At 67.5% G+C, this 11,433-nt stretch carries 10 protein-coding genes; 3 read left to right on the top strand and 7 right to left on the bottom strand.

From position 1 onward, the window contains the following. From LPZ50_RS15055 to LPZ50_RS15070, 4 genes are all read right to left on the bottom strand, one after another. Window positions 1–554 (bottom strand): enoyl-CoA hydratase-related protein (locus LPZ50_RS15055; protein ID WP_230662281.1); only part of this gene is annotated, 554 nt, incomplete at its 3' end. Beyond that, on the bottom strand, window positions 551–1,840 hold the full coding sequence (locus tag LPZ50_RS15060; protein ID WP_230662282.1) for an acetyl-CoA C-acetyltransferase: 1,290 nt from the start codon (window positions 1,838–1,840) through the stop codon (window positions 551–553). The genes LPZ50_RS15060 and LPZ50_RS15055, both read right to left, overlap by 4 nt. Before the next feature lie 41 nt (window positions 1,841–1,881). Continuing rightward, window positions 1,882–4,230 carry an acyl-CoA dehydrogenase gene (locus LPZ50_RS15065; RefSeq protein WP_230662283.1) on the bottom strand — a complete coding sequence of 783 codons (2,349 nt, stop codon included), beginning with the start codon at window positions 4,228–4,230 and terminating at the stop codon, window positions 1,882–1,884. 44 nt (window positions 4,231–4,274) lie between these two features. Next, window positions 4,275–4,946, bottom strand: coding sequence for a TetR/AcrR family transcriptional regulator (locus LPZ50_RS15070; RefSeq protein ID WP_230662284.1), 672 nt, complete (start codon window positions 4,944–4,946; stop codon window positions 4,275–4,277). A 268-nt stretch (window positions 4,947–5,214) separates the two neighbouring features. Here LPZ50_RS15070 and epsC point away from each other — a divergent pair, with 268 nt between their 5' ends. Then, window positions 5,215–6,171, top strand: a complete 957-nt coding sequence (gene epsC / locus LPZ50_RS15075) for a serine O-acetyltransferase EpsC (protein ID WP_230662285.1) — start codon at window positions 5,215–5,217, stop codon at window positions 6,169–6,171. A 10-nt stretch (window positions 6,172–6,181) separates the two neighbouring features. After that, a complete protein-coding gene (locus LPZ50_RS15080; RefSeq protein WP_230662286.1) occupies window positions 6,182–7,075 on the top strand; it encodes an NAD-dependent protein deacetylase in 894 nt (297 codons plus the stop codon). Between the two features lie 97 nt (window positions 7,076–7,172). Here the strand turns inward: LPZ50_RS15080 and LPZ50_RS15085 are convergent, their stop codons facing one another. The 3 genes from LPZ50_RS15085 to LPZ50_RS15095 form a co-directional block, all read right to left on the bottom strand. Next, window positions 7,173–8,021: an inositol monophosphatase family protein gene (locus LPZ50_RS15085; RefSeq protein WP_230662287.1), complete on the bottom strand. Its 849-nt coding sequence runs from the start codon at window positions 8,019–8,021 to the stop codon at window positions 7,173–7,175. A gap of 123 nt (window positions 8,022–8,144) precedes the next feature. Continuing rightward, window positions 8,145–9,614, bottom strand: a complete 1,470-nt coding sequence (locus tag LPZ50_RS15090; RefSeq protein ID WP_230662288.1) for an NAD-dependent succinate-semialdehyde dehydrogenase — start codon at window positions 9,612–9,614, stop codon at window positions 8,145–8,147. A 96-nt stretch (window positions 9,615–9,710) separates the two neighbouring features. Continuing rightward, window positions 9,711–10,976: a 4-aminobutyrate--2-oxoglutarate transaminase gene (locus tag LPZ50_RS15095; RefSeq protein WP_230662289.1), complete on the bottom strand. Its 1,266-nt coding sequence runs from the start codon at window positions 10,974–10,976 to the stop codon at window positions 9,711–9,713. Window positions 10,977–11,123: 147 nt separating this feature from the next. Here LPZ50_RS15095 and LPZ50_RS15100 point away from each other — a divergent pair. After that, window positions 11,124–11,433: GntR family transcriptional regulator (locus LPZ50_RS15100; RefSeq protein WP_419195599.1), on the top strand; the 310-nt coding region annotated here is incomplete at its 3' end.

An 11,433-nucleotide genomic window follows, 5' to 3' on the forward strand; every position in this document is an offset into this window, starting at 1 on the left:
GAGGCCGCGCGGCGCGCATCGGCCGGGCGCCCGGTCAGCATCATGTCCAATGCCGCCGGGGCGCCGATAAGCGCCGGCAGGCGGCGCATGCCGCCCCAGCCCGGGAAAATGCCCAGCATCACTTCGGGCAGGGCCAGGCTGGTGCCGGGTTCGTCCACGGCCAGCCGGTAGCGGCAGGCCAGCGCCAGTTCCAGCCCGCCGCCCAGGCAATGGCCGCGTATCAGCGCCAGGGTGGGGTAAGGCAAGGCCGCCAGGCGGTTGAACAGATGCCAGCCTCGTTCCACCAGGGCCTGGGCCTGCTGGGAGGTGGCGAGCCCGGCGAATTCTTCCACGTCGGCGCCGGCAATGAAGCCGGCGCTTTTGCCGGAACGGATCACCAGGCCCTTGGGAGGCTGGGCCTGCAGGGTGTCCAGCACGGAGGACAATTCGGCCATGACGTCGGTCGACAGGGCGTTTACGGCGCTGCCGGCGCGATCGATGGTAAGCCAGGCCAGCCCGTCGGGCTGGTGATCCAGCCGCCAGTGGCGCCAGGTTTGGGGCAGGGCGGCGTTCATGGGTTGGGCTCCGTTTCGACCAGCATTGCACCGCCTTGCCCACCGCCTATGCAGATGGCCGCCATGCCGCGCCGCAGGCCCTTTTTACGCAAGGCCTGCAGCAGGTGCAGCACGATGCGCGCGCCGGAAGCGCCGACGGGGTGGCCCAGCGCGATGGCGCCGCCATCGACATTGAGGCGGGCCTGGTCCAGCGTGCCCCAGGCATCGGTGCCCAGGTGCTCGCGGCAAAAAGATTCATCTTGCCACGCGGCCAGGCAGCCCAGCACCTGGGCGGCAAAGGCCTCGTTGATTTCCCACAAGTCTGGTTCGTTCAATGCCAAGCCGTTGCGCTGCAGGATGGGCGTGGCCGCATGCACCGGGCCCAGGCCCATCTGGGCGGGGTCGAGCCCCGCCCATTGAGAATCGACAATGCGGCCCAGCGGGCGCAGGTTCCAGCGCCGCACGGCGTCTTCCGAGGCCAGCAGCAGCAGGGCGGCGCCATCGGTTACCTGGGAACTGTTGCCCGCCGTGATGTTGCCCCAGGGCTTGTCGAACACCGGCCGCAGCTTGGCCAGGCGTTCGGGCGTGGAGTCCTCGCGCACGCCGTCGTCGTCGGGGTACAGCGTGCCGCGCGCATCCACCAGCGGCACGATCTCATCCAGGGCGCCGGCCGCACGGGCCGCCAGCGCGCGCGCATGGCTGCGGGCCGCGTAGGCGTCCATCTCGGCCCGGCTGATGCCGAAGCGCGTGGCCAGGTTCTCGGCAGTCTGGCCCATGGACAGCCCCACAACCGGATCCGTCAGCCCCTTCAGCAGGCCGATGACCGGCGCCAGGCCGCGCCATGGAAAGCCGCGCAAGGCGGACAGCTTGCCGCCCGCGCCGCGCGCGGCATTCCAGCCGGCCAGCCAGCATGTCATCTCGTCCGACACCAGCAGCGGCGCGCGCGACAGGGCGTCCACCCCGCCGGCCAGCACCAGCGATGAACGGCCGGTATGGATGTTGGCGATGGCCGAATCCAGCGCCTGCATGCCCGAGGCGCAATTGCGCATGACCGTCCAGCCCGGCACTTGGTGCCCGCAGCCCAGCCGCAGGGCGATGACGCGGCCGATATTGGTTTCATCGGCCGAAGGGGCCGCGCAGCCCACGATGACTTCGTCGAGGTCGGTGGGGGCGAACGGTTGCCGCAGCATCAGGGTGCGGCCCGCCTGCACCGCCAGGTCGGCGGCCGAAAATGGGCCCGGCGCATTGCGCGCCTTCAGGAATGGTGTACGCGCACCATCCACGATATAGACGGGGGCATGTGCCATGGGGTGATGGGGCTCCTTTTAGTGTGGACGGGCCTGGGCCTTCAGGCCGCCTGGCGTTGCGCGCCCGGCCTGGCCTGCCCGGTCATGCCGAAATCGAAGGGAAAGTCGTCCACGCGGATGACTTGGTCGCGCAATGCATCGCGGCGCTTGAGCTGTTCGTAGTCGCTGGAAGCCAGGCCGCCCGCCGCGTGGGCCGCGTCGGCCAGATCGCGCACGTTGGCCCGCGGGTTGCCCCGCAGCGCACCGGTTTTCTCGAAGGCGCGCAGGCGCGCGTCGGCGCCTTCGGCCTCCAGCGTGGCAGCCAGGGCCAGTTCCAGGGCGCCCACCGGCTCATCGGCGGTGGCAGGCAGGTGGCAATTGGCGGTAAGTCGATCGCGTGCCGTGCCCGGCTCGGTAAGCAAGCGGGCGACTTGTTGGCCAAGCAGGTCAGAGGGTGCATGTTGCGGCGGCCCCCAAGGAAATAGCATGCGGCGTAGCATCCAGCCTACCGAACGGCGGGGCAGGTTGTCCAGCACGCCGTCGAACGCGGCCTGCAAACGTTGCAGGGCGTCTTGCAGCGACCAGTGCGCCAGCGGCGCGTCGGCAGCCTGCCGGCCTTCGTCTTCAAAGCGCTTGAGCACCGCCGACGCCAGGTACATCTGCGACAGGATGTCGCCCAGGCGGGCGGACAGCCGTTCGCGGCGTTTCAGGCTGCCGCCCAACAGGGCCATCGACACATCGGCCAGCAGCGCGAACGCGCAGGCATAGCGGCTCAATTGCCGGTAGTAGGGCTGCATGCCGGGAGCCGCTTGCGCGGGGGCCCGCGCAAGGCGTCCTCCCGTCAGGCCGTGGCCCGCGGCGCGCAGGCCGTTGCCCAGCACGAAACCCACGTGCCGCCAGAATGCCCGGTCGAAAGCGCGCAGCCCGCGCTGGCGGTCGCCGTCCGCGGCGGCCTGCATTTCAGCCAGCACATAAGGGTGGCAGCGGATCGCGCCCTGGCCGAAGATGATCAGGCTGCGGGTCAGGATATTGGCGCCTTCCACCGTAATGCCCACCGGCACTTGCTGATACGCCCGGCCCAGGAAGTTCGACGGCCCCAGGCAGATGCCCTTGCCGCCGATTACGTCCATGCCGTCGTTGACCACCTGGCGGGCCCTTTCGGTGATGTGATACTTGACGATGGCCGACACCACCGAGGGCTTTTCACCCAGGTCGATGGCGCCCGCCGTCATGACGCGCGCGGCGTCCATCAGGTAGGTGTGGCCGCCGATGCGTGCCAGCGCTTCTTCCACGCCTTCGAACCGCCCCACCGGCGTGCGGAACTGGCTGCGCACGCGCGCATAGGCCCCCACGCTGCGGGTGGTCAGCAGCGACATTCCCGTATTGGACGCCGGCAGCGAAATCGAACGGCCCGCGGCCAGGCATTCCATCAGCATGCGCCAGCCCTGGCCCGCCATGGCCGGGCCGCCAATGATGAAGTCCAGCGGCATGAACACATCCGTGCCGCGGGTGGGCCCGTTCATGAACATGGCGTTAAGCGGAAAATGGCGCCTTCCGGTTTCCACGCCAGGGTGGTCATGCGGCACCAGGGCGCAGGTAATGCCCACGTCGGCATCGCCGCCCAGCAGGCCGTCGGGGTCGTACAGGCGGAACGCCAGCCCCAGCAGCGTGCACACAGGAGCCAGCGTGATGTACCGCTTGTCCCAGCTGACCCGCATGCCCAGCACTTCGCGGCCTTCCCACATGCCTTTGCAGACGATGCCGCTGTCGGGAATGGCGGCGGCGTCCGAGCCGGCCCAGGGGCTGGTCAGCGCGAATGCCGGCACGTCTTCGCCGCGCGCCAGGCGCGGCAGATAATGATTCTTCTGCGCTTCGGTGCCGTAGTGCAGCAGCAGTTCGGCGGGGCCCAGCGAGTTCGGCACCATGACCGATACCGCCAATGCCGATGAACGCGTCGACAGGCGGGTGACGATCTGCGAATGCGCATAAGCCGAAAAACCCAGGCCGCCGTATTCGCGCGGGATGATCATGCCCAGGAAGCCACTGCGCTTCAGGTAGTTCCAGGTGTCGGGCGACAGGTCGTGGCGCTTGTGGGTGACGTCCCAGTCGTCGACCATGCGGCAGGCCTGTTCTACCTGGTTGTCCAGGAAGTGCTGTTCATCCCGGGTAAGTTCGGGGCGGGGCAGCGCCAGCAGCCTGGACCAGTCGGGCTGGCCGCGGAACAGTTCGCCTTCCCACCATACCGTGCCGGCCTCCAGCGCGTCGCGCTCGGTGTCCGACATTTGCGGCAATACCTTGCGGTACGCGTTGAACAAGGGCCGCGACAGCAGCGCGCGCCGCACGGGCGCGACACCGAGCACGATAAGGATCAGCGCCGCCACAATGCCGGCGGCCAGCAGGAATCCGCTCATGTTCTGTTGTCTCCGTTGATATATAGGTATGGGTGGCGTGGCGGTCAGGAAGGCGGGTACTGCGGCAACGGCGCGCGCAACCCGCCCAGCAGAAAGCTCATCAGGCGTGGCAGCACCCGTTCCGGGTCGTGCGCGCGGTCGGTGTCGTCCAGGCTCCAGCCCATGGCCAGGCGCAACACTTCCGTGCCCGCGATGGCGTACGACGTGGCGCCCAGCATGAACTGGAACCGCCAGATGATTTCCGGGCGCGGCACGTCGGGCAGGGCCTTGAACAGGGCGGCCTGGTAGCGTTCCATGACGCCGGCATATTCTTCGGCGACCAGCGCGCGGATGAAACCGGTGGGGTCGGTCATGGTGCGCTCGAGCAGGGGCAGGAAATTCTTGCCGGCATGGTCCGGGCTGGCCGCCAGGCGCAGCAAGGTGCCGAAAAAGGCGTCCACGATCTGCGACGGCTTCAGCGCCTGGCCTTGCGCGCGCGCCTCCAGGTCATCCAGCAGGCGCAGCCGTTCCTGGTTCAGCACCGCCAGGCGCCGCTTCAGCACCGCCTGCACCAGGGCTTCTTTCGAGCCGAAGTGATAGTTCACCGCCGCCAGGTTCACCCCGGCTTCGCTGGTGATCTGGCGCATGGAAGTGCCGTCGTGGCCCTGCCGCGCGAACAGTGTCTCGGCGGTGTCCAGGATGATGTCGCGGGTGGAAGGGGAAGCAGTATCGTCCATGCGTGCAATTCATTCAAACGTTCGTTTGAAAAGATTATAGGGATGCGGCTCGAGTAAGGGACTAGGCATTAACCCGAATACGATTTGACTTGCCGCAAATGGCCGGGGGCCAGGCCAAAACCCCAATGCAAGCCGGGTCGCGCCGGGCAAACGGCCCGCCAGCGGTTACAGTTCATGGTTACGGCGCCGCCGCCAGCGGCGCGGGCTTTTGCAGAGGCTTTGCCATGTTTGTATACATACCGGCCGCCGCGGCCGCGGGGTGGTTGCCATGAATGACTCGTCTCACATGCCGCCGGCACACTGGAACCTGGACCACATCGTGTCGGGCTTGCGTTCGGCGCGGGTCGACTGGCGGGGGCCGCGCGGCCGCCTGCGCGACGACGCCGGCGACCGCGAGTTTCCCTCGCAGGAAAGCCTGCGCGTCATCGTCCGGCAATTGTGCGGCGCGCTGTTTCCCATGCGCCTGGGCCCCATCGACCTGCGCGAGGAAGTGGAAGATTTCTACGTGGGGCACACCATAGGCGCGGCGCTGGATGCGCTGCTGCACCAGGTCTGTCTGGAACTGCACCACATGGGCCGCAACGCGGCCGAACCCGAACCCGATGCCAGCCTGCGCGCGCGCGGCGTGCAGATCGTGCGCCAGTTCGGCGCCGCCTTGCCGCAAGTGCGGCGCGCGCTCGACCTGGACGTGACGGCCGCCTACCAGGGCGACCCGGCCGCGCACAGCGTCGATGAAGTGCTGCTGTGCTATCCGGGCGTCAGCGCGATGATCCACCACCGCCTGGCCAGCGTGCTGTACAAGCTGGGCGTGCCCATGCTGGCCCGCATCGTGGCCGAGATCGCCCATGCCGACACCGGCATCGATATCCACCCCGGCGCCACCATCGGCAAGAGCTTTTTCATCGACCACGGCACCGGCGTCGTCATCGGCGAAACCGCCATCATTGGCGACCGCGTGCGGCTGTACCAGATGGTGACGCTGGGGGCCAAGCGCTTCCCGCCCGGCGAGAACGGCGAACTGAAGAAAGGCCTGCCGCGCCACCCCATCATCGAAGACGACGTGGTCATTTATGCGGGCGCCACTATTCTGGGGCGCGTCACCATCGGGCGCGGTTCCACTATTGGCGGCAATGTGTGGCTGACGCGCACGGTGCCGCCCGAAAGCAACGTCACGCAGGCCAGCCTGGTCAGCGACATGCCCGATTGCGGGCTGGGCGGCGCTTAGCGGCGCGGCCATGGACCGTCCCGCCAGCGCGCCCGCTTCGTCCGCGCCGCCCGCCACGGACGCGGGCGGCCTGGCCGCCCTGGGCGAGTTCATCGATCGCCATACGCGCCTGTTCGTCTTGACGGGCGCGGGCTGCAGCACGGGATCTGGCATTCCCGATTACCGCGATGCCGATGGCCAATGGAAGCGCAGCCCGCCCATCGATTTCCAGGCTTTCATGGGCTATGCCCATATGCGCGCGCGCTACTGGGCGCGCAGCACGGTGGGCTGGCGCCGCTTCGGCCATATGCGGCCCAACGCGGCGCACCTGGCCCTGGCCTTGCTGGAGCAGCGGGGCCACGTCCAGTTGCTGGTCACGCAAAACGTCGATGGCCTGCACCAGGCCGCCGGCAGCCACAATGTGCTGGACCTGCACGGCCGGCTGGACGAAGTGCGCTGCATGAACGGCGATTGGCGCGGTCCGCGCGCCGCCTGGCAAGCCGAACTGGATGGCCGCAACCCCGGCTGGGCGGCGCTGGATGCGGCCGACGCACCCGATGGCGATGCCGACCTGGAAGGCGTGGATTTTTCCAGCTTCGTGGTGCCGGCTTGCCCGCGCTGCGGCGGCATCGTCAAGCCCGATGTGGTCTTCTTCGGCGAGAGCATTCCGCCCGAGCGCGGCGTACGTGCGCGCGCCGCGCTAGAGCAAGCCGATGCCGTGCTGGTGGTGGGGTCGTCGCTGATGGTGCATTCGGGCTACCGCTATGTGCGCGCCGCGGCCGAGAACGGCCAGCCCATCGCGGCGCTGAATCTGGGCCGCACGCGCGCCGACGCGCTATTCAGCCTGAAAGTGGCGCAGCCCTGTGCCCCGGCGCTGGACGCGCTGTACGGCCCCTTCGCCGACCGGGCCGCCGCGCAATCTTGAACGCAACAGGCAAGTGCTTGGCGCCATTGGCTTTTTTGTGGAAGACCCCAGGCTGTCCATAGGGTTGTCCACAGAAACTGGGGATAATTTCCCGGCTTCAGGCCGGCGGGATGTCATCGCCCATCAGGGCGCGGCGCGCGGCATGCCAACTACCCACATCCGGCGCGTACAGCAGGCCGCCGCTGCGGTGGGTGGGCTTGTAGGGGCTGGCGTCGAAATGGGCCGAAAAACCGCCGGCTTCGCGGTGCAGCAGCCAGCCGGCCGCGTGGTCCCAGGGGTCGAGCTTGTTGTACAGCATCACGTGGCAATGGCCGCTGGCCGCCAGGCGGTATTCGTGCGCCGCGCAGCGCAGTGACGCGGTGGACGCCAGCGCCGCCAGGTTGCCATTGACGAGGCTGCGCTGCGGCTCGGGCAGAAAACCCGTGGCGATGAGGCCGTCCATGTCCTGGGGAGGAGCGGGCTGGGCCACCTTCAATGGCGTTTGCGTGCCGTCGCCGGCTTCCGACCAGGCGCCTTCGCCGCGCACGGCCATGGCCCAGTCGTGCGCGACCGGGTCGTAGATGACGCCGGCCAGCACGTCGCCACGATGGCATACCGCGACCATCATGCCGAACAGGGGCAGGCCCGCCACGAAATTGCGCGTGCCGTCGATGGGGTCGATGAGAAAGGCCAGGTCGGCATCGACCAGCGTGTTCAGCAAGGCCGGATTGCGGGTCGAGGCCTCTTCGCCCACCATGATGGCGCTGGGGTGCAGCTTGGCCAGGCGCGCCGCGATGAAGCGTTCGGCGGCTTCGTCGGCGTCGGTGACGAGATCGCGCGGCGAGCTTTTGGTGTGCACTGCATCGGCCGACAGCCGGCGAAAGCGCGGCATGACCTCGGCCTGGGCGGCCTCGGCCAGGATGGCCGCGATGCGTCGGGTGTCTTCTTTGGAATAGGATTTGGTCATGCCGGATTCTCGGGAGCGAGCCGCAAATCTAGCATGATTGCGTGGCGATCAGGTTGACGCGCGCGGTGCGGGTATGGCTGGGTGTCTGGCACCCTGGCGGGAGCCAGACACCCATGAGGGACTTCAGGCGCCCAGGTCCACGCACAAGTACTTCAGCTCCAGGTATTCCTCGATGCCGTACTTCGAGCCTTCGCGGCCCAGGCCCGATTGCTTGACGCCGCCGAACGGCCCGACTTCATTCGAGATGATGCCGGTATTGATGCCCACGATGCCGTATTCCAGCGCTTCGGAAACCCGCCACACGCGGGCGTAGTCGCGCGTGAAGAAATACGCGGCCAGCCCGAAGATGGTGTTGTTGGCCTGCTTGAGCACGTCTTCTTCCGTGTCGAACTTGAACAGCGGCGCCACCGGCCCGAAGGTTTCTTCGGTGGCGAAGCGCATCGACGCCGTCACGTCGCGCACGATGGTGGGTTGGAAGAACGTGCCGCCCAGCGCATGCGGCTTGCCGCCGGTAACGACCTTCGCGCCGTGCGAGGTGGCGTCGGCGATGTGTTCCTGCACCTTCTCGACCGCATTGCTGTCGATCAGCGGGCCCTGCACCACGCCGTCGGTGAAACCGTCGCCCACTTGCATGGCCTCGACCTTGGCCGTCAGGCGCTTGATCAGGTCTTCGTAGATGCCGGACTGCACATAGATGCGGTTGGCGCAGACGCAGGTCTGGCCGGCATTGCGGTACTTGGACGCCAGAATGCCATCCACGGCGCGGTCCAGGTCGGCATCGTCGAACACGATGAAGGGTGCGTTGCCGCCCAGTTCCAGCGACAGCTTCTTGATGGTGGGGGCGCACTGTTCCATCAGGGTGCGCCCCACTTCGGTGGATCCGGTGAAGCTCAGCTTGCGCACCGCATCGCTTTCGCACAGGGCCGCGCCGATCTCGCGCGAACTGCCCGTAATGACATGGAACACGCCGGCCGGCACGCCGGCTTCTTCGGCCAGCACGGCCAGCGCCAGCGCGGTCAGCGGGGTTTGCTGGGCAGGCTTGACCACCATGGTGCAGCCCGCGGCCAGGGCCGGGCCCACTTTGCGGGTGATCATGGCGGCCGGAAAGTTCCAGGGCGTAATGGCGGCGGTCACGCCGATGGGCTGCTTCAGCACCATCAGGCGCTGGCCCGCCTTGGGGCTTTGCAGCACATCGCCGTCGATACGCTTGGCCTCTTCGGCGAACCATTCCAGGAACGACGCCGCATAGGCGATCTCGCCGGCGGCCTCGGTCACGGGCTTGCCCTGTTCGGACGTCATGATGGCGGCCAGGTCTTGCTGGTTGGCCATCATCAGCTGGGCCCATTTCAGCAGGATCGCGGCGCGTTCCTTGCCGGTTTTGGCGGCCCAGGCGGGCAGGGCGGCCTCGGCGCTGGCGATGGCCTGCTCGGTTTCCTTGCGGCCCAGCTTGGGCACCGACACGATGGTCTTGCCCGTGGACGGGTTGTCGACCGGGATGCTGGCGCCGCCGCCGGCGCCTACCCATTTGCCGTCGATATAGCAGGCGTCGCGCAGCAGTTCGGCGCGCTTGAGGGGGTGGGACAATTGCGACATGAGTGCTCCTTGATACGTTGAAAGCGCGAAATGGCTAACCGGCCGCGCGCGCCGCTATGGGCGCGCGCGGCCGGGCATTTGGCCGGGAACTCGGCGTCAGGCGGTCAGGATGTCCGAAAGAATGTCCAGCGCCCGAGCGAACTGTTCGTCCGGAATGGTCAAGGGATACAGGAAGCGCAATACGTTTCCGTACACTCCGCAGCTTAGCAAAATCAGGCCTCGCTCGATGGCCGCGTCCTGCACGCGCTTGACGGCCGCCGCGTCCGGTTGGCCGGTGGCGGGGTCACGCAATTCCAGTGCCACCATCGAACCCAGGCCGCGCACGTCGGCGATGGCGGGGCATTGCGGGCGCAGGCCGTTCAGGCGTTCCTGCAGGCGCTGGCCCAGTTCGGCGGCGCGTTCGCACAGTTTTTCTTCTTCGATGACGTCCAGCACGGCGTGGGCCGCGGCCACCGCCAGGGGGTTGCCGGCATAGGTGCCGCCCAGGCCGCCGGGGGCCGGGCCGTCCATGACTTCGGCGCGGCCCACCACGCCCGAGATCGGGAAGCCGCCGCCCAGGCTCTTGGCCATGGTGATCAGGTCGGCCTGTACATCGTGGTGCTGCATGGCATACAGCTTGCCGGTGCGCGCAAAGCCGGTCTGTACTTCGTCGGCGATCAGCATGATGCCGTATTCGTCGCAGATCTTGCGCAGCGCGGTCATCAGTTCGGGCGGCGTGATGTTGAAGCCGCCTTCGCCCTGCACCGGCTCGATGATGATGGCCGCCACGCGGCGCGGATCGATGTCCGATTTGAACAGCAGGTCCAGCGCCTTCAGTGAATCGGCCACGCTGATATCCTGCGTGCCGTTGGGGAACGGCACATGGTAGATGTCGCCCGGCATGGGGCCGAAGGCCAGCTTGTACGGGGCCACCTTGCCCGTCAGCGCCATGCCCAGCATGGTGCGGCCATGGAACGAACCGCTGAAGGCCACCACGCCGGAACGGCCGGTATGGGCGCGCGCGATCTTGACGGCGTTTTCAACGGCTTCTACACCGGTGGTGAAGAACGCGGTTTTCTTCAGGCCGTCGATGGGCGCCAGGCCGTTGATGCGTTCGGCCAGGGCCACGTAGCTTTCATACGGCACGATCTGGTAAGCGGTGTGGGTGAAGGCTTCCAACTGCTCGGCGACCGCGGCCTTGATTTTGGGATGGCGATGGCCGGTGTTCAGCACGGCGATGCCGCCGGCGAAATCGATGTATTCCTTGCCGGTGCTGTCCCACAGCGTGGCGTTCTCGGCGCGCATGGCATAGAAATCGCACATGACGCCCACGCCGCGCGGCGTGGCCAGTGAACGGCGGGTATTCAAATCAGGGTTCTGCATAGTGGCCTCGATGGCAAGCATGAATAGGGCGCCGCGCATGCGGCGGGAATCGCCGGCCCAGCCCGGAAGCGGGGCCTGTCAACCGCTTATTTAATGCTAATATGGCCCCATTTATAAGAACCACTTTTACAAAACAGGTGGAACCAATTGCGTACCCTTGCCGGCGATCTGCTGCAGTTGCGGCTGGGCGAGCCCGCCGACGGGCCCATGAACAAGCGCCTGTACCTGGGCATTCGCGAAGCCATCCTGGATGGCACCATTCCCGCCGGCACGCGGCTGCCGGCCTCGCGCGACCTGGCGGCCGAACTTGGCATCGCGCGCAATACGGTGGTGCACGTGTATGGACAGCTGCTGGCCGAGGGCTATACCTATAGCCGCCAGGGCAACGGCACCTTCGTCACCGATTCTGTGCCCGACACCTACCTGGCCAGCGGCCGCGGGCGCCGCCACGCGGCGG

It is taken from the genome of Bordetella petrii (assembly GCF_020991325.1).
Taxonomy (GTDB): domain Bacteria; phylum Pseudomonadota; class Gammaproteobacteria; order Burkholderiales; family Burkholderiaceae_B; genus Bordetella_A; species Bordetella_A petrii_E.

Coding starts and splice junctions, on each gene's coding strand:
- LPZ50_RS15060 (WP_230662282.1), bottom strand. CDS start 1,840: ATGGCACATGCCCCCGTCTATATCGTGGATGGTGCGCGTACACCATTC.
- LPZ50_RS15065 (WP_230662283.1), bottom strand. CDS start 4,230: ATGAGCGGATTCCTGCTGGCCGCCGGCATTGTGGCGGCGCTGATCCTT.
- LPZ50_RS15070 (WP_230662284.1), bottom strand. CDS start 4,946: ATGGACGATACTGCTTCCCCTTCCACCCGCGACATCATCCTGGACACC.
- epsC (WP_230662285.1), top strand. CDS start 5,215: ATGAATGACTCGTCTCACATGCCGCCGGCACACTGGAACCTGGACCAC.
- LPZ50_RS15080 (WP_230662286.1), top strand. CDS start 6,182: ATGGACCGTCCCGCCAGCGCGCCCGCTTCGTCCGCGCCGCCCGCCACG.
- LPZ50_RS15085 (WP_230662287.1), bottom strand. CDS start 8,021: ATGACCAAATCCTATTCCAAAGAAGACACCCGACGCATCGCGGCCATC.
- LPZ50_RS15090 (WP_230662288.1), bottom strand. CDS start 9,614: ATGTCGCAATTGTCCCACCCCCTCAAGCGCGCCGAACTGCTGCGCGAC.
- LPZ50_RS15095 (WP_230662289.1), bottom strand. CDS start 10,976: ATGCAGAACCCTGATTTGAATACCCGCCGTTCACTGGCCACGCCGCGC.